Below are 25,302 nucleotides of genomic sequence, written 5' to 3'. Positions count from 1 at the left end.
TGGTGCGGTCTGTGGTCGCCGTCGCCGTGACTGCCGTGCCTACGACGTGGAACGGCCGCTGCACGTCACCGCCCCTGCTCGTCGGTGGATCCCTCGCATGCCCTGCCATGCCCACCGCCCTGGTCCAGGCCGCCCTCGGCCTTGATGACGAAGCCGAAGCCCACCATCACCGCCCGTCCCGGTGACCTCGGCAAGCTCGACAAGTTCCGCCAGGACCAGCACTACCTTCACCCGTCGTGGCAGGACGCCTACCGGCCCGAGCGGGCGACCATCGAAGGCGTGAACGGGAGGCTCAAGAGCCACGGCGTCAACATCGCCGACCCGAGCAAGCGGCTCGCCCACGGCCGCGTCGCGCGATCACGGAACTCAAGGGGGCCGATCCGGCCTCCATCACCGCGAACGGGCTGCCGCCGCCCCAGCCACCAGTAACGGCCGGCACAAGCACCTGACACCCCAGCACCACACACCGGGCTCACGCACGTCCAGCAGCAGCCAAACCCTCACGCACCCGAACCACCCCGAAACCCAGGGCGAGCCTTTACGGAACGTGCGCCCGAGGCCCCGCCCGAGTTCGGACACCACCGCGTACGTACCCCGCAACGCCGAAATCCCGCCCCGCCTATCGGCGGAACGGGATCTCATGACGTTCTCGGGAGCTACCCGCGAACTGTCGTTTGTGGACCTGTGGGGATTTGAACCCCAGACCCCCTCGATGCGAACGAGGTGCGCTACCAGACTGCGCCACAGGCCCTTGCGACGTGTGAAACATTAGCATCCCGGCGCGGGTGCTCCAAAACGCGTTCCGTGCAGGTCACCGCTCGCCCCTCACTCGTTCGCGGCGCGCGGGCGGTCCTCGCCCTCGTACTGGTCGAAGAGCGGGGTGCGGCCCCGGCCCTGGCCCCGGGGGCGGGGTGTGGCGGCGGCGGGCTTCGCGTCGTCGGGGCCCGGGGCCGGCTTCGGGAGGGACGGCTGGGCGCGCAGGCGCGGGTCGGTCGGCTCGGCGGTGCTGGAGCGGGTCGCGCTCCAGCCGTCCGGGGCCGCCGGGCCGGTGGCGCGCGGAGCGACCGGCGCCGTCACGTACGTCGGCAGCGGGACCGGTACGGGCTCCCAGCTGTCGCCGCGCGCCGGCCCACGCTCCCGCTCCCGCTGCTGGTCCACCCACTCGGCGTGGTCGGTCTGCTCGACGAGCGCGCGACGGCCGGCCTCCTGCGGGGAGACCGGCGGCGCGGGGTCCGGTTCGGCGCCACCGGCGCCGGCGTCCGTGTGGTCGGGGGCCGGTTCGCGGCGGCGCGGGCGGTTCTCGCGGAGTTGGCGGGCGGCCGCCTCGGCGCGGCGCCGGTCCATCGTGAACTCGTAGCGCCGCCGTTCCTGGACCCGCAGGTGGACGATGTACGTACTCAGCAGCAGGGCCGGCACGGCGGGCGCCCACAGGTACTGGAGCCCGCCGACGGCGGCGACGATCGCCCCGCCGCTGAACGCGAGGAAGAGCAGCGCGGTGGTGCGGCGGCGGCGCGCGAGGACCTGGAGGCGCTGCTGGCGGCGGGCCCGCTCGGCCTCGCTCGCCCGCGGTTCGGCCCTGGTCGGGGGCACGCCGAAGGCCCGGGCGTCGGCGTCCACGGAATTCACCGTTTCCGTCGCCGCTTCCGGGTCCGCGTGGGGCTGGGGGTCCGCCTGTTCTGCACCGCGCTCACGGAGCCCCTTGGCGTAACGGCGCTCCATTCCCGCCCGGCCGGAAAGCAGCCGGATGGCGGTGGAGAAGCGTTCCGTCGGACGGGCCTCGTTCAGCTCGTCCTGCCTCCGGAGCCACATGGGCACCAGGTAGGCGGCCCAGGCCCCGACAATGACTGCGTAGATGAGGCCGCTGCTGCTCACACCCCACACCGTAGAGGGGCGCGCCCGGGGGGATCAGCCAATTGAGCCGGTGTGTCGCACGATCCGGCTGATATCACTGACTTTTTTTGTGATTCTTCGGATCAGATTATGGGCGAATCGGCCAGAAATTCGAACGCTTTTGCGATCGCCTGTTTTTCAGGCGGGTTTCCGGGTCCGCTGCCAGCGGCGCAGCAGCCCCTCCGGCACCTCTTCCGCCGTGAGCGCGAAAACCAGGTGGTCCCGCCACGCGCCGTCGATGTGCAGGTAGCGCGGACGCAGCCCCTCCTCGCGGAAGCCGAGCTTCTCCACGACCCGCCGGCTCGGTACGTTCTCCGGGCGGATGCACACCTCGATGCGGTGCAGGCCGACCCTCCCGAAGCAGTGGTCCACAGCCAGCGCGACCGCCGTGGGCATGACTCCGCGGCCGGCCACGTCCCGGTCCACCCAGTAGCCCACATGGGCGGCGCACATCGAGCCCCAGGTGATCCCGGCGACCGTCAGCTGACCGACCAGCCGGCCCTCGTACTCGATGACGAACGGCAGCATCCGGCCCGCGTTCGCCTCCGCCCGCAGATGGCGGACCATCTGCCGGTACGTCGGACGGTGGACGACCGGCCCCCACGGCGCGGGCGGCGGGATCGTGGCCTCCCAGGGGCGCAGCCAGTCGCGGTTGCGCCGGTTCACCTCGCGCCAGGCCTTCTGGTCGCGCAGCTTTATCGGCCGCAGGGTGACGCCGCCGTCCGTGAGCGCCACCGGCCAGGAGGGGCCGTTCAGCTCGGGCTCCCGGGGGCGGGCGCGGGTCTGGGGTGGTCGCCGCCGCGCAGCTGGTCGACGGCGTGCGGCAGGATCCGGGCCAGGACGGCGAGGCCGTCGCGGACCCCGCCCGTGGAGCCGGGCAGGTTGACGATCAGGGTGCGGCCGGCGACGCCCGCCAGTCCGCGCGAGAGGGCGGCGGTCGGCACCTTGTCCAGGGCCTCTGCGCGGATGGCCTGCGGGATGCCTGGAACCTCGTAGTCCAGTACGCGGGCGGTGGCGTCCGGGGTCCGGTCGGTCGGGGAGATGCCGGTGCCACCGGTGGTCAGGATGACGTCGTACCCGGCGGCCACGCCCTCGCGCAGGGCCCGCTCCACGGGGTCGCCGTCCGCGACGACGCGCGGGCCGTCCACGGTGAAGCCGAGCCGCTCCAGGCCCTCCGCCAGCAGCGGGCCGCCCCGGTCCGCGTACACGCCCTGCGAGGCGCGGTTCGAGGCGGTGACCACCAGGGCGCGCGCGGCGTACGCCGGCGCGTGCGCCGGAGCGGCGGCGGAACCGGCCGACTGCGGGGCCGCGCCGGCCGCCTCCTCGCCGTGGCTTTGACCGTGACCGTGACCGTGGCTGTGGCTGTGGACCTCGCCGCCGCGCGGGGGGTTCACGCGCGGGTCCAGTCGCCGGACTTGCCGCCGGTCTTCTCCTCCACCCGGACATCGGTGATGACCGCGGCCTTGTCGACGGCCTTCACCATGTCGATCACGGTGAGCCCGGCGACCGCGACCGCGGTCAGCGCCTCCATCTCGACGCCCGTACGGTCGGTGGTCTTGACGGTGGCGAGGATCTCCACGGCATCGTCTGTTACCGACAAGTCGACTTTCACGCCGGACACGGCCAGCGGATGACACAGCGGGATCAGGTCCGGGGTCCGCTTGGCCCCCATGATCCCGGCGATCCGCGCGGTGGCGAGGGCGTCACCCTTGGGCACGCCCTCGCCGCGCAGCAGCTCGATCACCCGGGCCGACACCAGGACGCGTCCGCTGGCCCGCGCCGTACGGCTGGTCACGTCCTTCTCCGAGACGTCGACCATCCGGGCCGCGCCGGCCTCGTCGATGTGCGTCAGCCTGCTCTGCGTACTCATATCTCCGCGCCGCTCCCGCTCCGGGCCCCTGGAGCCTGGCATGGGGCCTGTGTGGTGCAACACGCTACCCGCACCGGCCGGTACTCAGCCGAGCAGGATCACTTCCAGCTCGCTCCCGGGCTCCACCGAAGTGACGTCCTCCGGTACGACCATCAGCGAGTCGGCGTGCGCCAGCGCGGCGATCAGGTGCGAGCCCGATCCGCCGACCGGGCCGACCGTCCCGCTCTGCGCGTCGTACGCACCGCGCAGGAACTGGCGGCGGCCGGCCGGCGAGCCGATCGGCCGGTCCGAGGCGAGCACGGCGCGCACGCTCGGCCGGCTGACCTCGGACTCCGGCAGGCCCATCAGCGCCCGGATCGCGGGACGCACGAACAGCTCGAAGGAGACGTAGGAGGACACCGGGTTGCCGGGCAGGGCCAGCAGCGGGGTGTGGTCGGGGCCGACCGTGCCGAAGCCCTGCGGCTTGCCCGGCTGCATGGCGAGCTTGCGGAAGTCGACATTTCCCGCCTCGACGGCCTCGTCGCCGGCCGAGACGGAGGTCAGCGCCTCCTTGACCACGTCGTACGCGCCGACGCTGACCCCGCCCGTGGTGACGATCAGGTCGGCCCGGATCAGCTGGTCCTCGATGACGCCGCGCAGCGTCTCGGCGTCGTCGGCGACCGCGCCGACGCGGTAGGCGATGGCTCCGGCGTCCCGCGCGGCGGCGGCCAGCGCGAAGCTGTTGGAGTCGTAGATCGCGCCGGCGGTCAGCGCCTCACCCGGCTGGACCAGTTCGCTGCCGGTGGAGAGGACGACGACCCGGGGGCGGGGCCGGACCCGGACCGTGCCACGGCCGATGGCGGCCAGCAGGGCGATCTGCGGCGGGCCGAGGACGGTGCCGGCGGCCAGGGCCAGGTCACCGGCCTGTACGTCACTGCCACGCGCGCGCACGTGCGCCCGGGCCTCGGCGGGACGGTGGACCCGCACCTCGCCGCCCGCGCCCTCGGGCGCCGCGCTGGCCGGGGTCATCCCGGAGGCGGCGCCGCCGCCCGTACCGCCGTCGGTCCACTCGACCGGTACGACGGCCTCGGCGCCGGGCGGCAGCGGGGCCCCGGTCATGATGCGGGCGGCCTGACCGGGGCCGACGGTCGGCAGTTCGCCGCTGCCGGCCGCGACGTCGCCGATGACGGCGAGCACCGCCGGGAACTCCCCGCTCGCGCCCTGGACGTCGGCCACCCGGACGGCGTAACCGTCCATCGAGCTGTTGTCGAAGGGGGGGAGGGCGACGGGCACGGTGACGTCCTCGACCAGGACGCAGCCCTGCGCGTCGAGCAGCTGGAGTTCGAGGGGTTCCAGCGGCCGGACGGCACCGAGGATGTCCGCGAGGTGCTCGTCCACCGACCACAGGCGGTGCGGTCCGGCCTCCCGCGGGGTGTCCTGCGGTCCGGTGTGCCGGGGCCGGGTGTCCTGGTGCGGGGCGTCCTGCGGCGGGGTGTCCTGCGGCGCGGAACTGCTCAAGGCCCTACATCTCCTCCGTGACGTAATGGTGAAGCCAGGTGCGGAACTCCGGGCCCAGGTCCTCACGTTCACACGCGAGTCGGACGATGGCCCGCAGGTAGTCCCCGCGGTCCCCGGTGTCGTAGCGGCGGCCGCGGAAGACCACGCCGTGCACCGGGCCGCCCACGCTCTCGTCGGCGGCCAGCTTCTGCAGGGCGTCGGTGAGCTGGATCTCCCCGCCGCGGCCCGGCTCGGTCTCCCGCAGTATGCCGAAGATCGCGGGGTTGAGGACATAGCGTCCGATGACGGCGTAGTTGCTGGGGGCCTCGGAGGCGTCCGGCTTCTCCACGAGTCCGGTGACGCGGACGATGCCGTCCTCGCCGGTCGGCTCGACGGCGGCGCAGCCGTAGAGGTGCACGCTGGCCGGGTCGACCTCCATCAGCGCGACGACGGTGCCGCCGGTGCGGGCGTGGACGTCGACCATCTGGCGCAGCAGCGGGTCGCGCGGGTCGATGAGGTCGTCACCGAGCAGGACCGCGAAGGGCTCGCTGCCGACGTGCGGCTCGGCGCAGAGCACGGCGTGGCCGAGGCCGCGCGGGTCGCCCTGGCGGACGTAGTGCATGGTGGCCAGGTCGCTGGACTCCTGGACCTTCTTCAGCCGGTCGTCGTCGCCCTTGGCGATCAGGGCCGATTCCAGCTCGTAGTTGCGGTCGAAGTGGTCTTCGAGGGGTCGCTTGTTACGTCCCGTGATCATGAGGACGTCGTCCAGGCCGGCCGAGACGGCTTCCTCGACCACGTACTGGATGGCCGGTTTGTCCACGACCGGAAGCATTTCCTTGGGGGTCGCCTTGGTCGCCGGGAGGAACCGAGTGCCGAGGCCCGCGGCCGGAATGACGGCCTTCTTGATCACGGGGTGCGACTGAGTCATGGGCAGAACGATAGTGGGTCATGCCAAACGCTCAGCCAGATTCCGGTAATTATGTCCCGCTATGCACCTATAGAAAGGTATGTGAGTCGACTGTGACGGACATTCCGTCCGGGAAACACGGGGATTCCGGGGGATCGCCCCTCCCCCCGCCCGAGAAGGCCACGCTGCGCCGGCGACTCCTCGCCGCCCGGCGCGCCCTGACCCCGCCGGCGCGCGCCGCCGCCGCCCGCGCGCTCGCCCGCTCCGCGCTCGCCCTGCCCGAGCTGGTCGGCGCGCGCACGGTGGCCGCGTACGTCTCCGTCGGCGCGGAACCCGGCACCCGCGAGCTGCTCGACGCGCTGCGGGCGGCCGGCAAACGGGTGCTGCTGCCCCTGCTGCTCCCCGACAACGACCTCGACTGGGCGGCCTACGAGGGCCCCGGCAGCCTCGCCGAGACGGCGCACCCCGGCAAGATGCGGCTGCTGGAGCCCGCCGGCCCGCCCCTCGGCCCCGACGCGGTCACCGGCGCCGACGCCGTGCTGTTGCCCGGGCTGGCGGTGGACCGGCGCGGGATGCGGCTCGGCCGCGGCGGGGGCTCGTACGACCGGGTCCTGGCCCGGCTGGAACGTGCGGGGGCGCATCCCGCGCTGGTGGTGCTCCTCTACGACGAAGAGGTGGTCGCGCGGGTCCCGGAGGAACCGCACGACCACCCCGTCCAGGCGGTCGCCACCCCGTCGGGGGTGGTGCGCTTCTGAAGCCGCGCGGCCAAGGCGATGGCCGCGGCCGCGACTACGGCTTCAGCGTCAGGGTGTCCACCGTCGACTTGTCGACAGCGTCCTTTGCGAACGGCCAGTCCAGCAGCTCACCCTTGGCCCACATCGTCGTCTGGTCCGTGTACGTGGAGTCGTCCGCGTGACCCGAGGCGCCTGTCAGGTTGATCCAGCGGGACTTGTCCATGTCGTTGAGGTTGACGACCATCCGCATCGACGGCACCCAGGTGACCCCGTACCCGCTGGCGGCGTTCCAGCCGGTCGCGTTGACGGTGGCCTCGCCGCCGCCCAGGTTCCACGGGCCGCGGTTGAGGACCCACCGCATGATGCCGGGGCCCTCGGTGCCGATCGTCTGGTTCTTCAGGTTCAGCTGGTGCAGCCGGCCCCAGCTCCAGGTCGACTGGTCCTTGCCGAGCTTGGCCGTCAGCTCCCAGCGGGCGTCGTTCATGGCGCGGGCGAAGAGCTGGTCGCGGGTGGCCGTCGCCGGCTTGGTGAGCGTCTTCGGCGAGGACCACCAGGCCGACTTCTCGTCCTTGACCAGGCGGCGGACCACCTCGAACCAGCGGTCGCCGCCGTCCGGCTGCGCCGAGTCGGGACCGCGGGTGCCGCACTCGCGGACCGTCTTGGCGAGGTCGTCGTCCGGGCCGTCGCTCTCCTGGACGTTGAAGCAGCTGCCCTCGATGCGCAGTTCCTTGGGCATCTTGTCGCCGAAGGCCAGCTTGAGGATGTTGCGCCAGACCGCGTTGAAGTACGCGGCGGCCGCCGAGTCGTTCTCCTGCGTGTAGTTCCAGCCCTCCAGCAACTTCTGCGCCGAGCGCACGTCCGGGTCCGTGACCTGGATCTTGGCCAGCATCGGAGTCAGCAGCGCGGCGATCTCGCTGCTGTTGTCCATCTGCATGGAGCGCATGTCGTCGGTCGAGATCTTGCCGTTGTCCTTGGTCTTCGCCTCGATGAGGTCGTTGATCCGCTGGCTGCGGGCGCCGTAGCCCCAGTCGGTCGTCAGCACGTACGGGTACTTGCCGGCGCCGCTCTCGGTGACCGCCTGGTTGGCGGTGACGACGTAGCCGCGGGCCGGGTTGAGCTCCCAGGGCATCTCGTTCTGCGGGATGTAACCCGCGTTGCCGTCCTTGCCGCCCTTCCAGGCGTACTTGGGGTCCCAGCCGGGCGCCGGCATGCGGCCGTCGCCCTGCGTACGGATCGGGATGCGGCCGGGGGCCTGGTAGCCGATGTTGCCGTTGGCGCCCTTGTTGTCGGCGTAGATCAGGTTCTGCGACGGGACCTCGAAGTCGGCCGCGGCGGCCCGGAAGCTCGTGAAGTCCTTGGCGCGGTCGAGCCTGAAGACCGCGTCCATCGACTTGCCGGGGTCCAGGGCGGTCCAGCGCAGGGCGACGGCGTAACCGTCGCCGCGGTCGGGGGCGGAGCTGGGGACGGGGGCGCGGACGCCGACGCTCTGCAGCTCGTCGTTGCGGTCGGAGATCAGGGGTCCGTTGTTGGTGGTGCGGACGGTGATCTTCTTGCTCTTGCCGCCGGCGACCTTGATGACCTCTTCACGGGTGGTGAAGGGGAGCACCTTGTTGTCGTAGACGTAGCCCTCGGGCTTGACCTGCTCCAGGTAGAGGTCGGTCACGTCGGCGCCGAGGTTGGTCATGCCCCAGGCGATGTCGGCGTTGTGGCCGATGACCACGCCGGGCATGCCGGAGAAGGTGAAGCCGGCCACGTCGTACTGGCACTGGGGAGAGACGGCGCGGCAGTGCAGGCCCATCTGGTACCAGACCGAGGGCAGCTGCGGGGAGAGGTGCGGGTCGTTCGCGAGGAGCGGCTTGCCGGTGGTCGTGTACTTGCCGCCGATGACCCAGGAGTTCGAGCCGATGCCGCTGCCGTTGGGGCCGAGGATGGCCGGGATCTCGTCCAGGGTCTTGGCCAGGGAGGTGAGCTGCGTGCGCAGACCGACCGTCGCGCCCTGGGCGGAGACATTGTCGACAAGTCCACTACGGCCGCCGTTGGGGGTGGTCTGCGAGCCGGTACCGGTGCCCGTACCCGTACCGGTGCCCGCGCTGGAACCCGTACCGGTGCCGGTACCCGTGCCCGTACTCGAACCCGTGCCGCTGCCCGAGGTGCCCGAGGTGCCAGGCGGGACGAACTTGCCGCCCGCGACCGTGCCGCCCTCGACGATCGGCTTGTTCCGGTCGAAGGGGTACGGCGGGTACAGCTCGTCGATCTGGGCCGGCGAGAGCGCGTTCGCCATCAGCGAGCGGTCGATCTCGTCCTGCATGTTGCCGCGCAGGTCCCAGGCCATGGCCTTGAGCCAGGCCACCGAGTCCACCGGCGTCCACTTCTCCGGCGTGTAGTCGCCGGTGAGGTTGAGCGCCGCGTGTTCGAGGGAGAGGTCCTTGCCGGACTTTCCCTTCAGGTACGCGTTGACCCCGTCGGCGTAGGCCTGGAGGTACTTCTTCGTCTCCGGTGAGAGTTTGGTGTCGTACTCGGCCTGGGCGACCTGACGCCAGCCCAGCGTGCGCAGGAAGGCGTCGGTCTCCACCTGGCCGGAACCGAACATCTCGGAAAGCCGGCCGGAGGTCATGTGACGGCGTACGTCCATCTCCCAGAACCGGTCCTGCGCGTGCACGAAGCCCTGCGCGCGGAAGAGGTCCTCGTCGTTGTCGGCGTAGAGCTGGGGGATCCCGTGCTCGTCGCGCTTGACGTCGACGGTCCCCGTCAGGCCGGGGACCTTGAGGGAGCCGGTGGTCTGCGGGAAGGAGGCGCGCACGGTGTCCACGCTCCAGTACGCGCCGTAGCCGATGACCGCCAAGAGCGCCAGGACCATCACGAGCACGAGCAGGCGTGCGCGTGCGCGTCGTCCCTTCTTCTTGACGGAAGGTCCGGATTCATTGGCGGGCATCGCTGTCCTTAGAGGGGCAGGGTGGTCCTGGGAGTGCTGGGAGCAACCATAGGCGCAGGACCGTGTGCGTTGATCCGCCAGGGGTCGAGGTCGTGAGGACAGGGCCGAACAGGCGTTTCACAATGTGACTATCGCGTCAAGGAATCGTCAAAGATTAGGTAAGGTAACGAAGTAACTTGCCGGACGCGCCTCCGGAAGGAACGATCCGCCGCGATCCGCAGATCCGTCAGGCGCGCTGAGGAAAGGGCCGCCCGCTGACTGTCCACACGCTCAATGAGCTTCTGCTGGTCTGTTCGCTCGTGCTGCTCGTCGCGGTCGCCGCGGTGCGCGTCTCCTCACGCAGCGGACTCCCCAGCCTGCTCATCTACCTCGGCATAGGCGTAGCGATAGGCCAGGACGGCATCGGCAACGTCGTATTCGACAATGCCGAGCTGACCCAGGTCATCGGCTACGCCGCGCTCGTCGTCATCCTCGCCGAGGGCGGTCTGGGCACCAAGTGGAAAGAGATCAAACCGGCCCTGCCGGCGGCGACCGTGCTGTCGCTGGTCGGCGTGGCGGTCAGCGTGGGCGTCACTGCGGCGGGCGCGCACTACCTGGTCGGACTGGAATGGCGCCAGGCCCTGCTGATCGGCGCGGTCGTCTCCTCGACCGACGCGGCGGCCGTCTTCTCGGTCCTGCGCAAGGTCCCGCTCCCCGCCCGCGTGACGGGCGTGCTGGAGGCGGAGTCCGGCTTCAACGACGCCCCCGTCGTCATCCTGGTGGTGGCCTTCGCGACGGTCGGGCCGATCGACGACTGGTACGTACTGCTCGGCAAGATCGCGCTCGAACTGGCCATCGGCGTCGTGATCGGCCTGACGATGGGATTCGTGGGGGCGTACGGGCTGCGTCACGTGGCTCTGCCCGCCTCGGGTCTGTACCCGATCGCGGTGATGGCGATAGCCGTGGCGGCGTACGCGGCCGGCGCGTTGGCGCACGGCTCCGGCTTCCTCGCCGTGTACCTGGCGGCGATGGTCCTGGGCAACGCGAAGCTGCCGCACTGGCCGGCCACCCGCGGGTTCGCGGACGGGCTCGGCTGGATCGCGCAGATCGGCATGTTCGTGCTGCTGGGGCTGCTCGTCACCCCGCATGAACTGGTGAACGACTTCTGGCCCGCGGTGATCATCGGACTGGTGCTCACGATGGTGGCGCGGCCCCTGGAGGTGTTCGTCAGCCTCCTGCCCTTCCGGATCCCGTGGCAGGAACAGGCCCTGATGTCCTGGGCGGGCCTGCGCGGCGCCGTCCCCATCATCCTGGCGACCATTCCGATGGTGACCGGGATCGAGGGCAGCGACCGGGTCTTCAACATCGTCTTCGTGCTGGTCGTCGTCTACACGCTGGTGCAGGGCCCGACCCTGCCGTGGCTGGCGCGCAAGCTGGAACTGGGCGATACGGACGAGGGCGCGGCCGACCTCGGGATCGAGTCGGCGCCGCTGGAGAAGCTCCGCGGCCACCTGCTGTCCTTCGCGATACCCCCCGCCTCGCGCATGCACGGCGTGGAGGTGAGCGAGCTGCGGCTGCCGGCCGGGGCGTCGGTGACCCTGGTGGTCCGGGACGCGAAGAGCTTCGTACCGGCGCCGTCCACGGTGCTGCGGCGCGGAGACGAGCTGCTGGTGGTGGCCACCGATCCGGTACGCGACGCGGCGGAGGCCCGGCTGCGGGCGGTGGCGCAGGGCGGCAAGCTGGCCGGCTGGCTGGGGACGGGTGGCGGAGCGTCACTGTGACGCGGCTCCGTCCGTCGCCGAGCGTGACGGAATTGCGCATTTCGGCGACGCCCGCGCGTTTGAGTGACGTTCTAATTCGGCCAATTTCGGTGGCGTCTGACCTTCTTTACGCCCTTTTCTGCGGGGGTGGAATGCGACACTCCAGTTAATCGCAGGTGAAGACACGAGTTGTCACCGCAATCACAGGACGTGGTACACGATCCCCCTGTACGATGAAGGCACACCAGATCGAACCAACTCTGCCTGACGCAGAGCTGGCGCGACCGCAAAGCGGCCGTGGCATCCCCGCAGTGGGCGCCCAGGTATCACTCGGTTCTGCGCAAGAGGACAGCTCTCGGGGCTCCCACATGTACGGGTGCGGCCGCTCACAAAGCGGCCCGCCGTCCGCAGACGGGGACGCTCTACCAGGCAGCGGAAAGGCCAGGCCGTGACATCCGCGGTCACGACCGACAAGTCCGCCACGTCCACCCGGCCCGGCTACGGGCAGCTGCTGCGCACGCCCGGCGCCCCCGGCTTCGTCCTCCCCGGCTTCGCCGCCCGGCTGCCGTTCGGCATGCTCACCATCAGCATCCTGCTGCTCGTCCAGCACGCCAGCGGCTCCTACGGTGACGCCGGCATCGTCGCCGCCGTCACCGGCGTCTCCATGGCCCTCTTCGCCCCGGTCATGGGCAAGCTCACCGACCGCCGCGGCCAGAGCGCCGTCCTCGTACCGGGCGTCCTCGTCCACGCCGCCGCGGTCTGCGCCCTGACCGCACTGGCCCTCCTCGGCGCCCCGCTGTGGGCGCTCGCGCTGGCCGCCGTCCCGGCCGGCGCGTCCGTTCCGCAGGTCGGGCCCATGGTCCGGTCCCGCTGGGCGGCCAAGCTGGAGGGCTCGCCGCTGCTGCCGACCGCGGCCGCGTTCGAGTCCGTCACCGACGAGTTCACCTTCGTCGTCGGCCCCGTCCTCGCCACCGCCCTGTGCACCGGCGTACACCCGGCGGCCGGCCTGGCCACCGAGGCGGCCCTGACCCTGCTCGGCGGCCTCTTCTTCGCCGCGCAGCGCTCCAGCGAGCCGAAGGCCGCCCCGGTCCTGGCCGGCGACGAGAAGCACGCCTCCGCGCTGTCCTTCCCCGGCCTGCGCGTCCTGATCGTGGCCTTCATCGGCATCGGCGCCGTGTTCGGCGGCATGCAGGTCTCCCTCGCCGCCTTCTCCAACGAGATCGGCAACCCGGGCGCCAACGGCCTGCTCTACGGCATCTTCGCCGCCGGCAACATGACCGCCGGCATCGCCATGGGCGCCATCGCCTGGAAGATCGGTCCGCGCCGCCGCCTGATCACGGGCTACGTCGGCCTCACCGCCGCCGCGTCCGTCCTGTGGGCCGCCCACTCGATGCTCCTGCTGGGCGCGCTCGGCCTGGTCGTCGGCCTGTGCATCGCCCCCGCCCTGATCACCGGCTACACCATGATCGAGCAGCTGATCCCGGCCGCCTCGCGCACCGAGGCGTTCACCTGGCTGACCGGCGCGGTCGCCTTCGGGCAGGCCGCCGCCGTCACCCTGGCCGGCCGGCTCACGGACGCGCACGGGTCCTCGTACGGCTTCCTCGTGCCGCTGGCGGCCACGGCGCTCGCGCTTATCACCCTGTTGGCCCTGCGGGCGAAGCTGACCCCGCCGGCCCCGAGCCGGATCGTGCACGCGTCCGCCCAGGCGGCCGCGCCGAAGCCCGTCGAGGCCACCCTTAACGGGGTGAACGAGCGTGGCATCGGTCACCGCCAGCCTGTGACGGTGGACTGATCCGCCGGAATACGTCACCATGGAGCGTCGTTAGCACTCATCGAGTCAGAGTGCCAGGAGGAAATTCGTGCCGACCTACCAGTACCAGTGCACCGAGTGCGGTGAGGGCCTTGAGGCCGTGCAGAAGTTCACCGATGACGCACTGACCGTGTGCCCGAACTGCGACGGACGCCTGAAGAAGGTGTTCTCCGCCGTCGGCATCGTCTTCAAGGGTTCCGGTTTCTACCGGAACGACAGCCGTGGCGCCTCGTCGAGCAGCACGCCTGCCACGAAGCCGACGTCGTCGTCCTCGACGTCGACCGCCGCCGCGCCTGCCGCCGCGTCCTCCTCGACGTCGTCGTCCGGTACGGGTGGCAGCGCGGGCTCCAGCTCGACGTCCGCCGCCTGATCCGTACCCGCCGTACGTCTTCCTTTTTCCGTAAGGCCCCGCACGCCCTCCTGGGCCGCGGGGCCTTGCGCGTGCCCGGTTAGGGTGGCGCCATGGTGAACGCAGAGATCGGTGTCATCGGCGGCTCGGGCTTCTACTCCTTCCTGGAGGACGTCTCCGAGGTCCGGGTGGAGACGCCGTACGGGCCCCCGAGCGACTCCCTGTACGTGGGCGAGCTGGCCGGGCGCCAGATCGCCTTCCTGCCGCGGCACGGGCGCAGCCACACCGTGCCGCCGCACAAGATCAATTACCGGGCGAACCTGTGGGCGCTGCGCTCGGTCGGCGTGCGCCAGGTGCTGGGGCCGTGCGCGGTGGGCGGTCTGCGGGCCGAGTACGGGCCGGGGACGCTGCTGGTGCCGGACCAGCTGGTCGACCGTACGAAGACCCGAGCCCAGACCTACTTCGACGGCGAGCCGCTGCCGGACGGCACCGTTCCGAACGTCGTGCACACCACCTTCGCCGATCCGTACTGCCCCGTCGGGCGCTCTGTGGCGCTCGAAGCGGCGCGGGGTCGGGGCTGGGAGCCGGTGGACGGCGGCACGATGGTCGTCGTGGAAGGGCCCCGGTTCTCCACGCGGGCCGAGTCGCGGTGGCACGCGGCTGCGGGCTGGTCGGTGGTCGGCATGACGGGGCACCCGGAGGCGGTCCTGGCGCGCGAGCTGGGCCTCTGTTACACCTCGATGGCCCTGGTCACCGACCTGGACGCGGGCGCCGAGACGGGCGAGGGCGTCTCCCACACCGAGGTGCTGAAGGTCTTCGGCGAGAACGTGGGCCGACTCCGCGAGGTCCTCTTCGACGCCGTCGCGGCCCTTCCGCCGACGGAGTCGCGCGACTGCCTGTGCACGCACGCCCACGACGGCTGGGACCTCGGCATCGAACTGCCGTAGCCGGGCGCGGGCGCGGGCCGTGGGCGGTCGCCGTTCATGGCGGCGTTCGTGGCGCCGTACTCGTCGATGGGCCAGCGGGGCGACGGCCGCTTCCCCGAACCGCACCGGTGTTCACGCACTCCCGGTGTCCCACGCGAGGGTGACGGAGTTGTCCACAGGCTGGGGACCGTCCACAGGTTCGAGCACGATCCGGCCGGGCGGCGGATGGTGAAGGGTGTCCGGGCGCTGGGCCCGGACACCGGAACTCGACCCGTTCGGCGGTGCTCACCATGTCCAGGAACTCCTCCCGCACGCCCCGTACGCCCTCCTCCCCCGTCTCCCCGCCTTCCTCTCCGTGCCCTCCCGTGCACACCGTCCCCTCCTTCCCGCCGGTGCGCGTGGGGCGGGCCGGTGGCCGGCTGCGCCGTGCGGTGCGCCGCAGGAGGCGAGTCACGGCGGCCGGGCTGGCCGTGGTGGCGGCCGCCCTGGCGGTGGGCGGTACGGAGGCCCGCGCCTCCCGCGTCACGGCCGCGCCCGCGGTGAAGCCGGCGCCGGCGGCCGTGCGCATGGTGTCGGCGCCCGTACGCATCGCGGACGCGGCGACGGTGCGCCTGCTGCACCCCGGCGACCGGGTGGACGTGGTCGCCGCCGAGCGCACCGGACCGCCCCATGTGGTGGCGGAGGGCGCTCGTGTCGCCGACGTGCCCGAGCCGGACACCGGCAAGGGCGTCGTGGACGGCGGTGCGCTGGTGGTGCTGTCCGTTCCCCGGGAGACCGCGCGGGCCCTGGTGGGGGCGGGCGCGGCGGCGCGGCTGGCGGTGACGTTGTGCTGATTCGCACACGCGCTCAGTCGAACCACCTTGAGGTGGGCACCGATTGGACACGCCGGTCCCAAACTGCCGTAGTTTTCGAAACCGTTGGCTCCGTGTCCGGCAGTTCCAAAGAAAGGCTCAATGGTGAGCAAGAAGAAGGAGAGCGTCCTGGCGGGCTTCAAGGCCTTCCTGATGCGCGGCAACGTGGTCGACCTGGCGGTGGCCGTGGTGATCGGCGCCGCGTTCACGAACATCGTGAACTCGATCGTGAAGGGGATCATCAGCCCGCTCGTGGGCGCCATCGGCACGAAAAGCCTGGATGTCTACACCTCGTGTCTGAAGACACCCTGTGGGGTCGACGCGAAGGGCGAGCCGACCGGCGTCCAAATCCTGTGGGGGTCCGTCCTCAACGCCACGCTGACCTTCCTGATCACCGCGGCGGTCGTCTACTTCCTGATGGTCCTGCCCATGGCGAAGTACCTCGCCCGGCAGGAGGCGCGCCGCAGGGCCAAGGAAGGCGTGCAGGAGACCATGGAGATCACCGAGCTGGAGGTCCTCAAGGAGATCCGCGACGCCCTGGTGGCGCAGCGGGGTCCGAACGGCGGCAGCGGCGCGGCTCCGGGGTCGCGCGACGCGTTCTGAGCGGTCCGCGGGATCAGATGTGGTGCGGGGGCTTCTCGTCGAGGAAGCGGGCCAGGTCGGCCGCGCTGCCGCCGGCGGCCGGCCGCTCGCCCCAGCCCCGGTCGGTGTCGTCCGAGGACTGCTGGTCCAGCGGGTCGTCGAAGACCAGCTTGGGCTTGGGCCTCGGCGGCGGGCTCGGGGTCGCGGCAGGGTCGGGGGCGGCGGGGGTGCTCATGCTTCCAGGGTACGGCCGCCCCCTCCGCCCCCTCGGGTCAGCTGGGGGCTTGCGCGCCCTTGCGCGCGTAGAACCACCAGCACACGCGAGGCAGGTCGCGTAGAAGCCGATGAAGAGCCACAGCGCGCTGGTCACGGCCATGGCCGCGAACATGGCCGGGATGAAGAAGAAGCCGTAGGCGGCGATGGCGGACGAGAAGCCCTTTGCACGCCCTTTGATCGATCCGTTGCGGCCGCGTTGGTCCCGAGGTGACGCCCGAAAGCCCCGCTGCCTGGCCGCCGACGCCCCGCCCACCCCCTGTGACCTGCGTGTTCGGCCGGGCCGAAAGCCCTTCCCCTGCTTGTGAAAACTTGCACAAGAATCTCCGCGCGCGCCTGGTTCGTGACGCGCACGGGCCCTGATGTGCTGTGCGGTATGACGTACGTACCGATGACCGCCCGCAGCCGCGACGAGCCCCACCGTGCGGCGACCTCGCTGGAGCTGTTCTTCGACCTCTGTTTCGTCGTCGCGATCGCCCAGGCCGGTCAGCGCCTGGTGCACGCGCTGGCGGAGGGCCATCCAGGGGCGGGGGTGACCGGCTACTTGTTCGTCTTCTTCGGGGTGTGGTGGGCGTGGATGAACTTCACCTGGTTCGCCTCCGCCTACGACTGCGACGACGTGCCGTACCGCATCGCGACACTCGTCCAGATCGCCGGCGTCCTCGTGTACGCGGCGGGCGTGAGCCGCGCCTTCGACCAGAACGACTGGACAGTGGCCGTCATCGGCTACCTGATCATGCGCGTGGCGCTGACCGCGCAGTGGCTGCGGGCAGCGGCCGGGGAGAGCGGTGAGGCCCGTACGGCGGCGCTGACGTACGCGGCGGGGCTGGTGATCTGCCAGGCCGGCTGGGTGGGCCTGCTGTTCGCCCCGGACGACCTCAAACGCTGGCTGTTCCTCGTCCTGGTGGCCGCCGAGCTGCTGGTGCCGGTGATCGCGGAGCGCGGGCACCAGACGCCGTGGCACCCGCACCACATCGTGGAGCGGTACGGCCTGTTCACCATCATCGTGCTCGGCGAGACCATCGCCGCGAGCACGGTGGCCGTCAAGTCGGCGCTGGACGAGCACGAGGCGCTGGGCGAGCTGCTGCCCATCGCCGCCGGCGGGCTGCTGATCGTGTTCGCCGCGTGGTGGATCTACTTCGCGGTGCCGATGCACGAGCGCCTGAACTCCAACCGGGAGGCCATTCCGTGGGGTTACGGCCACCTGCCGATCTTCGCCTCGGGGGCGGCGATCGGCGCCGGCATCGAGGTCGCGGTGGAGCACGCGGTCGGCAAGGCCCACATCTCGCAGCTGGCCGCGAACGCCTCCGTCACCATCCCGGCCGCGTCGTTCCTGCTGATGGTGTGGCTGCTGCACTCGCGCCACTTCAAACGCGGCCCGGCCCAGCAGCTGGTGCTGCCGCTGTCCGCCGTGGCGATCCTCGCCTGTTCGTGGACGGGTGCGTACGCGGTGCTCTACGCGGGCCTCGTCGCGACGGCCGCCGTGGCGGCGGGCCTGACCCTCGCGGTCCGGGACCCGGCCCACGCCACCGTCGGCGCTGCCTGAGCCCGAGGAACCAGGGGCCCCGGCCCCGGCCCCCGGCGACGGGCGGCCGTCACCCCGGCGCCCCCGCAGCCGTTCTGCAGCACAGCGCACGGCGCGCGACGCTGACAGGAAGAGATGACCCCCATGACGATCCCCCCGCAGCGGCACGGCAGCGCGGACGGCGGCCCCGGCGCGGAACTGGCCGAGCCGGGCTTCTGGCAGCTCCCGCCGGACCGCCGCCTCGCCGCGTTCGCCCGGCTGCGCGCCCTGCCCTCGCCGGTGTTCGTCCCCGAGGGCGCGGGCCACTGGGCCCTCGTACGGCACGCCGACGTGCAGGAGGCCAGCCGGCTGCCCAAGGTGTTCGCCAGCGCGCCCGGCGTCACGACGCCCGAGCCGGCCCGGTGGGTGCGGGCGCTGTTCGGGGACTCGATGGTCAACCTCGACGGACCGGACCACGCGCGGTTGCGCAAGATCGTGCAGCGGGCGTTCACGCCCCGGCTGCTGGCGGCGGCCGAGGAGGACATCCACGCGGTCGCGGCCCGGATCGTGGACGAGATGCTGGAGCGGCGGCCGGACGAGTTCGTCTCGGCGGTGGCCTCCCGGCTGCCCCTGGAGGTCATCTGCAACATGATGGGCATCCCGGAGCGCTACCGGGCGGAGATCGCCGACCGGGTCGACCACGCCTCCGAGCACATCGGCGTGGAGCGCGGCCTGGCGTCCCGGCTGCGGATGCCCGGGCGCGGGCTGCGGGCGCTGGCCCGGATGCAGCGCATGGTCGCGGGCATCGGACGGGAGCGGCGCAAGAACCCCACCGACGACCTGATCTCGGCGCTGGTCTGCGCGAACGTCGACGGCCAGGCCCTCGGCGCTCGGCAACTGGGGTCGTTCTTCAGCCTCTTGATGGTCGCCGGCGTCGAGACCACCCGTAACGCCATCACCCACGGGCTGACGCTGCTGACCGACTTTCCCGGCCAGCGCGACCTGTTGCTGTCGGACTTCGAGAAGTACGCGGACGGCGCGGTGGACGAGATGATCCGGCACTCGACGCCGATCATCCAGTTCCGCCGTACGGTGGCGGCCGAACACACCCTCGGCGGGCGCGTGTTCCATCCGGGCGAGAAAGTGGTGCTGTACTACGCGTCCGCCAACCGGGACGAGACGGTCTTCCCCGACCCCGACGCCTTCGACATCACCCGCTCCCCCAATCCGCACCTGGGGTTCGGGGGCGGCGGTCCGCACTTCTGCCTGGGCGCGCACCTGGCCCGGGTGGAGATGAAGGCGCTGTTCCGCGAGCTGCTGACGCGGCCGGTGGGACTGCGCGCGGTGGGCCTGCCCGATCTGGCGGGCTCCAGCTTCGACAACCGGGTGCGCTCGCTCCGCTTCGCCTTCGAACGCCCCTGACCGGACACCGTGGGCGAGCCGGAGGCGGGCCGGGGGGGAACCGGCCACCGGGCAGGCTGGGAGCCCGGCGGCCGGAGAGCGGCGGCCCGCCGCCGCCCTAGCTCTGCAGGCTCTGCACGGTCAGGACGCAGTGGGCGCTGCTGGTGAGGACTTCCTCGTCGCCCGCGAAGCCCTGGAGGATCTCGGGGGTGACCGGCTTGCCGGGAACGGCCTCGGGCCAGGCGCGCGTGGCGAACAGGAAGTACGCCTGCCCGCTCTCATGGGCGGCGGCGACCCACTCGTCCGGGGCGGTGCAGGTGGCGTTCAGACCGGGAAGGGTCAGCGCGACCTGGTTGCCCGCGAGGACGATCTGTACCGCGAAGGTGCGCGGGCTGCGGGTGCCGTCCATGACCACGTCGCCGATCGGCAGGCCGATCTCCTCCAGCAAGCCGCGCGCGGCCTTCTCGCCGGCCTCGCGGCCCTGCGGGCCGTCGCCGAGCGTGTAGGCGAGGAGATACGGGATGTCGTGACCTTCGGAGGGGTCACCGATCCAGGCGAGCACGGAAAGGGTGCCGAGCTGGGTCCGGTCGATTTCGGCTTGCGTAGAAGTCATGCGCCGCACCTTAGCCGTCCGCCGCCGGGCCCTTTCACGGTCTTTCACCCGGGCGGGCTATACGGTCCGGAAACCCCCTCCGGAATTCGCCCACGTGTTCGCCTACGGGTATTGCGACCTCACCCCGAACGCGCATTACGGGCTTTCGAACACCACTCCCCGACCCGCCCGCTCACCGACGCCGGGTAATCGAAGACGAACGGTTTGCCGGTGGCCGGCCCACCGGCCCGCACCCCCGGGCGGCGCTTCCCGGCGCCGCCGTACGCCCCCCGCCCCCGAGGAGCCGGTACGAGGCCCCGCCGGCGTTGACGGACAGCGCCGGGGCGGGGCCCGCCCAGGCGGCCGCCGCGCGCTCTGGCACCCGTACGGAGTCACCCGCACGGGCGGCCTTCCCGGCGGGCCCCTTCGGGAGGGACGAGCGCGGTGCGGGGAGGGATCGCGGCCGGTCTCACGCGCCCGGGCGGGGAATTGCGTCCACCGACACGAGTATGCGGCGCGTCTGCGGCGCCGGCTGCCAGCACAATGCGTTCCGGCGGAATCCCGTCACCCACGCGCACCTGGAGGAAGAAATGCGTACGCCCGCCCGCCGAATTGCCCTCGCGGCCTTCTCCGCACTGGCCGCCGCCACCCTGTTCACCGCCCCCGCCGCGGCGACGGTTTTCCACCAGCACATTTCCCTCCGGCCGCACGCCGACATCGACCGGGACGGAACGATCACTCTTTCCGGCACCTACAGCTGCGAGGCCCCGTCACCCAGGGGGGCGGTTCAGGTGAAGGTGACGGTCGTGCAGGACCGCTTCCACCTCGGCCTCGGCGCGGGCGACGCCCGCTGCGACGGCCGGGAGCACCGGTGGGAGGCGCGCGGCGCGATGCGGCTGGCCCCGGGAATCCACGAGGGGCGGGCACGGGCGACCGCCGAGCTCCAGGAGGTCCACTTCGGCGGCGGGCTGATGCCGAAGGCGATCGACGTGGTCGCCGCGGACGAGCGGGACATCCGGGTGGCCTACCGGCGCTGAGGCGGCCGGCCGCCCCTCTGCCGGATCCCGCCCCGCCCGCCCGCGGACCCGGTAGCCGCCGCTGCCGGGCTGCGGGCGGGCGGGCGGGGCGGGTCGATTCCGGGTCCGTCCGTGCCCGGCCCGGACCGGGCCCGCTGGGCACCGCGCCTTACCGTCAGGGGCAGTCGGGCGCGACGCCCGTCATCGACATGAACGCGACACTCCGGCAGCCGGTGTCCGCGTGCGGCCGCTCGGTCGTCCAGTCGATGGCCTTCGGCACCCCGGCCGCCAACAGCAGCACCGCCAGAATGCCCGTGACCGCCCCCCGGCTCAGGCGACGCACGGCACGACCCTCGTCGCGGCGGTGCCGGTCGCTGCGGTCGCGGTCGTCGCGGTGCCCGTCGTCCCGAACGCGGACCCGGCGGACGCGTACCCGGCCCTCTCGAACCCGCTCACCGCACACCCCGCCGACGCGCCCCCGCCGGCGCGCCCCTCATCAAAACCTTCCGTCGCATGGCCGCATCATCACCCCACACCCCCCACCCCACAACCCGGAGCGACCGTCAGGTCACGCCGCGTCACGCGGAGTGGCGGCGTCCACGGCGAACTCGCACCACACGGCCTTCCCGTCACCCCGCGACTCCACCCCCCAGTGCGTGGCCAGGGCGTCGACAAGCAGCAGCCCGCGCCCCGTGGTGGCCGCCTCGCCCGGGGTGCGCCGCCGCGGCCAGACGCTGGAACGGTCCTTCACCCACAGCCGGAGCCGCCGTACGGGCTCGGGCAGCACCTCCATGGTCAGCACGGCCCCGCCGTCGGTGTGCAGCAGGGCGTTGACCAGCAACTCCCCCGCCGCCAGCTCGACGTCGTCGGCGAGTTCGGCCATGCCCCAGTCGCGCAGGGCCTGCCGCAGCGCGTAGCGCGCCTCGGAGAGGCCTTCCGGGTCGGCCTGGTGGATGTACTGGTGGATGCGCGGCGCGCGCTGGGTACCGGGGTCCGGGGCGCGCCGCAGGACGAGCAGGGCCACGTCGTCGCCGGAGCCCCAGCGTTCCCACAGCCGGTCGGAGAGGTGGTCGGCGAGCGCCCCGGCCTCCTGGGGACCGCCGCGCACGGCGTGGGCGAGGGCGTCCATGCCCTGGGTGATGGCGGTGCCGGGTTCCTCGACGAGCCCGTCGGTGCACAGGACGAGCGTTTCGCCGGGCACCAGGTCGAGGCGGGTCTCGGGGAACTCCTCGTATCCGAAGACGGTGGCGAGCCCGAGGGGCAGGCCGCCGCGCACGTTGGGCCAGCCGGTACGCCCGTCCGTGTGCCGGATGAGCGGGCCGAGGTGGCCCGCGCGGGCCGCCCGTACGCCTCCGGTCTCCAGGTCCACCTGCGCGTACATGCAGGTGGCGAAGCGTTCGGTGTCGAGTTCGGCGAGGAAGCGGGAGGCCCGGGCGAGGACCGTGGACGGCGAGTGCCCCTCGCCCGCGTAGGCGCGCAGGGCGATGCGCAGCTGGCCCATGATGGCGGCGGCGTGCGTGTCGTGGCCCTGGACGTCGCCGACGACGATCCCGACGCGGTCGCGGGGCAGGGCGATGACGTCGTACCAGTCCCCGCCGACCTCCCGTCCGCTCCAGGCGGAGTGGTAGCGCACGGCGATCTCGCCGCCGGTGATCTCGGGGATGCGGCGCGGCAGCATGGCGGCCTGGAGGCCGGTGGCGAACTCGCGTTCCTGGTCGAACAGGAGGGCCCGCTGGAGGGACTGGGCGACGATGCCGGCCAGGCCGAGGCACAGGTTCTGTTCCTCGGGGCTGAACTCGGTGCGCCGCCGGTAGAAGAGCACGAGTCCGCCGATGGCCTTGGCCTGGGCGATGAGGGGGAGGTAGGCGGCCGCGTCGTAGCGGATGCGGTTCAGGTAGTCGGCGAGCAGCGGGAACTCTTCGGCGAGCGCGGCCAGGGAGGTGGCGAAACGTGCCTTCCTGGTGAGGACGGCCTGCGACAGCGGCAGCGATCCGTCCAGCCGGGTGAACTTGCGCTCGCTGAGGATCTCCAGCGACTCCCCGCTGAGCGCGATGATCTTGATCGCGCCGTTCTCCACGAGGCTCAGCGCGAGCCCGTCGGCGCCGAGCCGTTCCAGGGCGCCGGCGCCGGTGAGGGCGGCGGTCACGTCGTCGACGGTCACCGCCCGCGACAGGGCCTCGGTGGTGCGCTGCACGATGGCGGCCTGCTGGGCGCGGGCCGTCTCCAGTTTCCGCAGCACGGTGGCGTGGGCCAGTTCGGCGGTCGCGTCGCGGACGATCCCGACGATGCGGCGCGGCCGGCCGTCGGGGTCGCACAGCACCCGGCCCTGGGTGTGCGTCCACTGGTCGCGGCCGTCGCGCCGGCGCACCGTGAAGTAGGCGCCGTACGTCTCCTCGCCGCTCTCCAGCACGGCGACCGCGGTGGCCGAGAGGCGGGCCGCGTCGTCGGCGGGGATGCGCAGGCCGAGGCCTTCGGGGGTGTCGTCGAACTCGGCCGGCTCCAGGTCGAAGACGGTCAGTCCGGCCTCGTCGAGCAGGAGGGTGCCGCTGTCGAGGTCCCACTCGAAGCTGCCCATGCCGTTGAGCGCGAGCCGCTCACCGGGTCCCGTCAGGGGGCCGGGGGCGCCCCGCCCGGGTCTGTCGCGCTCCGCCGCTGCCACGAGAACACACCACCTAACGGCCGGGCCAGCACGGCTGGGAGATGAGCCGCTCCCACTCCTCGTCAGGATGCCCCGGAAGGGTGCGTCCGGCCTCCCGCCAGCGCTTGACGAGGGAGAGGTAGATGGCGGCCGGGTCGCGGGGGGTGAAGGCCCCGGCGGGCTGCCGGGGTGAGTACGGGGTGCCGGCGTACGGTGCGCCGCCGTACGGGGGAGGGTCGGCGTACGACGTGCCGGCGTACGGGGGTGGGCCGCCGTACGATGTGCCGCCGTACGGGGGTGGGCCGGCGGCCGCCGCTCCGGCGGCGCCCTGCTCCCCGCGGCTGGCGGGGATGCGCACCCAGCCACGGCCGCCCTGTGCTCGCTCCGCGCCCATCGCGGACCCCTCTCAGGTGGATCTCAGCGGAGATACGTCGTCGGTGGTGCCGGTCGGCGAGCCCCGGGCCGCCGGGGCGGGCCAGGACTCCCTCCACCAGTCTCCCCGCCGGGGCCCCCGCGCCGCGTACGAATCGCATGGAAGGTCCGAACGAGGGAGCGGCCCCGGCCCCGCCACGCACGAACAGCGCGGTCCGGCCCGGTCCGGGGCGGCCCGCCCAGCCACCAACCGAAGGGCGGCACAGCCACCAGCCGCCGGACCGGCCAGCCGGGCGCTCCCCCGGGGCACACAACGGCGGACGGCCCCCCGGCACCGCAAGTCCGACGGGACACCACCCGACTCCGAGCACCCACCGGGGGGGCACCCGGGCAGCGCGGACGCCCACGCCCATAACCCATCCCGCGCTCCCCCACGGCGCAACGCCTCCGGGGCGGTACGCCCGGCGGCGAGGACGGCGGTCGCTACTGCACGAAGCCGGCCCCGGCGGTCGCCGTACGCCGTCCTCGGAGAAACCAGCGTCCGTACACAACACCGTGCCGGGCGGTGGCGGCGGCTGCTGTACGAAGCCGGCCGGTCGGGTCTCCGTACGCCGTCCGGTAACCGGCCCCCGTACGCGACACCGTGCCCGGCGGCCGGCGGAAGGGGCTCCGGTTACGCGCGTGCGGGCCGGCGCGCCCGCGCGCCGGGGGTCACCGGGTCAGGAGTTCGTCCGGCTCCGCCGGGGTCTCCGGTGGGAGCGGGCGGGCCGGTGGCTCGCCGGCGCGCTGGCGCGGGGCCCACGCGGCGCGGGCCGTACGCCGGCCCTGCCCGGGTACGCCGCGCAACGCGCGGGCCCCCTTGTCGAGGCCGCGTCCCAGGAAGGCCCCGATCATCGCGAGGAACGGCCCGAGGTCATCGGCGGCGAACCAGGCCGCCTCCACCCTCACCGGCCGCGGCACACCGACGCGCCGCCCGCCCCCGAGCCCCGTGAGGCTGTCCGGGGTACGCCGCCCGCCCCCAGGCCGCCACCCCGAGGCACCGGGGGCCGCCGACGGCACGACCGGCGCACCCGGGCCGCCCCGCAGATCCGCAGCCACACCCGCACCCCCCGGGCCCGACTCCCCCGGTACGGAATCCTCCGCGCGGCCCGACACCACCGGGTCGGGACGCACCGGCGGGGAGCCCGTCCGCCCGGAGTCCGCCGTACGGGGCTCCGCCAGGCCCGGGCAGGTCGGCGCCGGTTCCGGGCGCCGGCTGGCCGGCAGGGCGGGCAGCGCGTCTCCGACGTCCCCTGCCCAGGACGACGGCGGCCCCGCAGAGCCCGGTGGGGTCAGGGTCGGGTCTGCGGCCGAACCGGCCCGGACCTCGCCCCCGGCCGGGCCGGCCGAACCAGACCCGCCCCCGCCCCCCGCCGCGACGGGCGAGCCGGAGCGAACCGG

At 72.6% G+C, this 25,302-nt stretch carries 24 protein-coding genes and 1 tRNA gene; 11 read left to right on the top strand and 14 right to left on the bottom strand.

The window, feature by feature from the left end; all coding sequences use genetic code 11:
* Positions 1 to 144 precede the first annotated feature (144 nt).
* Complete coding sequence (locus tag ACZ6ZT_RS17440) at positions 145 to 429, top strand: hypothetical protein (protein ID WP_469720028.1); 285 nt, start codon at positions 145 to 147, stop codon at positions 427 to 429.
* Between the two features lie 248 nt (positions 430 to 677).
* Here the strand turns inward: ACZ6ZT_RS17440 and ACZ6ZT_RS17435 are convergent.
* From ACZ6ZT_RS17435 to galU, 7 genes are all read right to left on the bottom strand, one after another.
* Positions 678 to 751 (bottom strand) — tRNA-Ala (locus ACZ6ZT_RS17435).
* Between the two features lie 74 nt (positions 752 to 825).
* Positions 826 to 1,872, bottom strand: a complete 1,047-nt coding sequence (gene sepX, locus ACZ6ZT_RS17430) for a divisome protein SepX/GlpR (RefSeq protein WP_469720027.1) — start codon at positions 1,870 to 1,872, stop codon at positions 826 to 828.
* Positions 1,873 to 2,028: 156 nt separating this feature from the next.
* A complete protein-coding gene (locus ACZ6ZT_RS17425; protein ID WP_469720026.1) occupies positions 2,029 to 2,625 on the bottom strand; it encodes a GNAT family N-acetyltransferase in 597 nt (198 codons plus the stop codon).
* 17 nt (positions 2,626 to 2,642) lie between these two features.
* Positions 2,643 to 3,134, bottom strand: a complete 492-nt coding sequence (locus ACZ6ZT_RS17420) for a MogA/MoaB family molybdenum cofactor biosynthesis protein (RefSeq protein WP_469720164.1) — start codon at positions 3,132 to 3,134, stop codon at positions 2,643 to 2,645.
* Between the two features lie 146 nt (positions 3,135 to 3,280).
* Positions 3,281 to 3,760 carry a cyclic pyranopterin monophosphate synthase MoaC gene (moaC, locus tag ACZ6ZT_RS17415; RefSeq protein WP_469720025.1) on the bottom strand — a complete coding sequence of 160 codons (480 nt, stop codon included), beginning with the start codon at positions 3,758 to 3,760 and terminating at the stop codon, positions 3,281 to 3,283.
* A gap of 84 nt (positions 3,761 to 3,844) precedes the next feature.
* Entirely contained in the window at positions 3,845 to 5,137 is a 1,293-nt protein-coding gene (gene glp / locus ACZ6ZT_RS17410) for a molybdotransferase-like divisome protein Glp (RefSeq protein ID WP_469720163.1), read from the bottom strand.
* Between the two features lie 124 nt (positions 5,138 to 5,261).
* On the bottom strand, positions 5,262 to 6,164 hold the full coding sequence (galU, locus tag ACZ6ZT_RS17405; protein WP_469720024.1) for a UTP--glucose-1-phosphate uridylyltransferase GalU: 903 nt from the start codon (positions 6,162 to 6,164) through the stop codon (positions 5,262 to 5,264).
* Positions 6,165 to 6,265: 101 nt separating this feature from the next.
* On the opposite strand from galU, the gene ACZ6ZT_RS17400 reads away from it, so the two are divergent.
* Positions 6,266 to 6,898 carry a 5-formyltetrahydrofolate cyclo-ligase gene (locus ACZ6ZT_RS17400; protein WP_469720162.1) on the top strand — a complete coding sequence of 211 codons (633 nt, stop codon included), beginning with the start codon at positions 6,266 to 6,268 and terminating at the stop codon, positions 6,896 to 6,898.
* 34 nt (positions 6,899 to 6,932) lie between these two features.
* On the opposite strand, the gene ACZ6ZT_RS17395 is transcribed toward ACZ6ZT_RS17400, so the two are convergent.
* Entirely contained in the window at positions 6,933 to 9,809 is a 2,877-nt protein-coding gene (locus tag ACZ6ZT_RS17395) for a penicillin acylase family protein (protein ID WP_469720023.1), read from the bottom strand.
* 299 nt (positions 9,810 to 10,108) lie between these two features.
* On the opposite strand from ACZ6ZT_RS17395, the gene ACZ6ZT_RS17390 reads away from it, so the two are divergent.
* The 6 genes from ACZ6ZT_RS17390 (at position 10,109) to mscL (ending at position 16,087) form a co-directional block, all read left to right on the top strand.
* Entirely contained in the window at positions 10,109 to 11,569 is a 1,461-nt protein-coding gene (locus ACZ6ZT_RS17390) for a potassium/proton antiporter (protein ID WP_469720022.1), read from the top strand.
* A 427-nt stretch (positions 11,570 to 11,996) separates the two neighbouring features.
* Positions 11,997 to 13,340 (top strand): MFS transporter, encoded by a 1,344-nt coding sequence (locus tag ACZ6ZT_RS17385; protein WP_469720021.1) that lies wholly within the window; start codon positions 11,997 to 11,999, stop codon positions 13,338 to 13,340.
* A 67-nt stretch (positions 13,341 to 13,407) separates the two neighbouring features.
* Positions 13,408 to 13,728: an FmdB family zinc ribbon protein gene (locus ACZ6ZT_RS17380; protein WP_469720020.1), complete on the top strand. Its 321-nt coding sequence runs from the start codon at positions 13,408 to 13,410 to the stop codon at positions 13,726 to 13,728.
* A 92-nt stretch (positions 13,729 to 13,820) separates the two neighbouring features.
* Complete coding sequence (locus ACZ6ZT_RS17375; protein WP_469720019.1) at positions 13,821 to 14,654, top strand: S-methyl-5'-thioadenosine phosphorylase; 834 nt, start codon at positions 13,821 to 13,823, stop codon at positions 14,652 to 14,654.
* 344 nt (positions 14,655 to 14,998) lie between these two features.
* The gene (locus ACZ6ZT_RS17370; protein WP_469720018.1) at positions 14,999 to 15,466 is read left to right on the top strand and encodes a hypothetical protein; all 468 of its coding nucleotides are present in this window, start codon (positions 14,999 to 15,001) and stop codon (positions 15,464 to 15,466) included.
* 120 nt (positions 15,467 to 15,586) lie between these two features.
* Positions 15,587 to 16,087 (top strand): large conductance mechanosensitive channel protein MscL, encoded by a 501-nt coding sequence (gene mscL / locus ACZ6ZT_RS17365; protein WP_469720017.1) that lies wholly within the window; start codon positions 15,587 to 15,589, stop codon positions 16,085 to 16,087.
* Positions 16,088 to 16,100: 13 nt separating this feature from the next.
* Here mscL and ACZ6ZT_RS17360 read toward each other — a convergent pair whose 3' ends face one another.
* Positions 16,101 to 16,301, bottom strand: coding sequence for a hypothetical protein (locus ACZ6ZT_RS17360; protein WP_469720016.1), 201 nt, complete (start codon positions 16,299 to 16,301; stop codon positions 16,101 to 16,103).
* 414 nt (positions 16,302 to 16,715) lie between these two features.
* Here ACZ6ZT_RS17360 and ACZ6ZT_RS17355 point away from each other — a divergent pair, with 414 nt between their 5' ends.
* Together ACZ6ZT_RS17355 and ACZ6ZT_RS17350 are read left to right on the top strand one after the other, a co-directional pair.
* Entirely contained in the window at positions 16,716 to 17,885 is a 1,170-nt protein-coding gene (locus ACZ6ZT_RS17355; RefSeq protein ID WP_469720015.1) for a low temperature requirement protein A, read from the top strand.
* 123 nt (positions 17,886 to 18,008) lie between these two features.
* Positions 18,009 to 19,265 carry a cytochrome P450 gene (locus tag ACZ6ZT_RS17350; RefSeq protein ID WP_469720014.1) on the top strand — a complete coding sequence of 419 codons (1,257 nt, stop codon included), beginning with the start codon at positions 18,009 to 18,011 and terminating at the stop codon, positions 19,263 to 19,265.
* Between the two features lie 97 nt (positions 19,266 to 19,362).
* Here ACZ6ZT_RS17350 and ACZ6ZT_RS17345 read toward each other — a convergent pair whose 3' ends face one another.
* A complete protein-coding gene (locus ACZ6ZT_RS17345; protein WP_469720013.1) occupies positions 19,363 to 19,857 on the bottom strand; it encodes a DUF5949 family protein in 495 nt (164 codons plus the stop codon).
* A 569-nt stretch (positions 19,858 to 20,426) separates the two neighbouring features.
* Here ACZ6ZT_RS17345 and ACZ6ZT_RS17340 point away from each other — a divergent pair.
* On the top strand, positions 20,427 to 20,873 hold the full coding sequence (locus ACZ6ZT_RS17340) for a DUF6299 family protein (protein WP_469720012.1): 447 nt from the start codon (positions 20,427 to 20,429) through the stop codon (positions 20,871 to 20,873).
* 154 nt (positions 20,874 to 21,027) lie between these two features.
* Here ACZ6ZT_RS17340 and ACZ6ZT_RS17335 read toward each other — a convergent pair whose 3' ends face one another.
* The 4 genes from ACZ6ZT_RS17335 to ACZ6ZT_RS17320 form a co-directional block, all read right to left on the bottom strand.
* Positions 21,028 to 21,195 carry a hypothetical protein gene (locus ACZ6ZT_RS17335; RefSeq protein WP_469720011.1) on the bottom strand — a complete coding sequence of 56 codons (168 nt, stop codon included), beginning with the start codon at positions 21,193 to 21,195 and terminating at the stop codon, positions 21,028 to 21,030.
* A 225-nt stretch (positions 21,196 to 21,420) separates the two neighbouring features.
* Entirely contained in the window at positions 21,421 to 23,511 is a 2,091-nt protein-coding gene (locus tag ACZ6ZT_RS17330; RefSeq protein WP_469720010.1) for a SpoIIE family protein phosphatase, read from the bottom strand.
* 13 nt (positions 23,512 to 23,524) lie between these two features.
* Positions 23,525 to 23,884 (bottom strand): hypothetical protein, encoded by a 360-nt coding sequence (locus tag ACZ6ZT_RS17325; protein WP_469720009.1) that lies wholly within the window; start codon positions 23,882 to 23,884, stop codon positions 23,525 to 23,527.
* Positions 23,885 to 24,573: 689 nt separating this feature from the next.
* Complete coding sequence (locus ACZ6ZT_RS17320) at positions 24,574 to 24,810, bottom strand: hypothetical protein (protein WP_469720008.1); 237 nt, start codon at positions 24,808 to 24,810, stop codon at positions 24,574 to 24,576.
* Positions 24,811 to 25,302 lie beyond the last annotated feature (492 nt).

Source organism: Streptomyces sp. NPDC102258, assembly GCF_055584685.1.
This window is presented reverse-complemented; position numbering and strand designations above follow the sequence as displayed.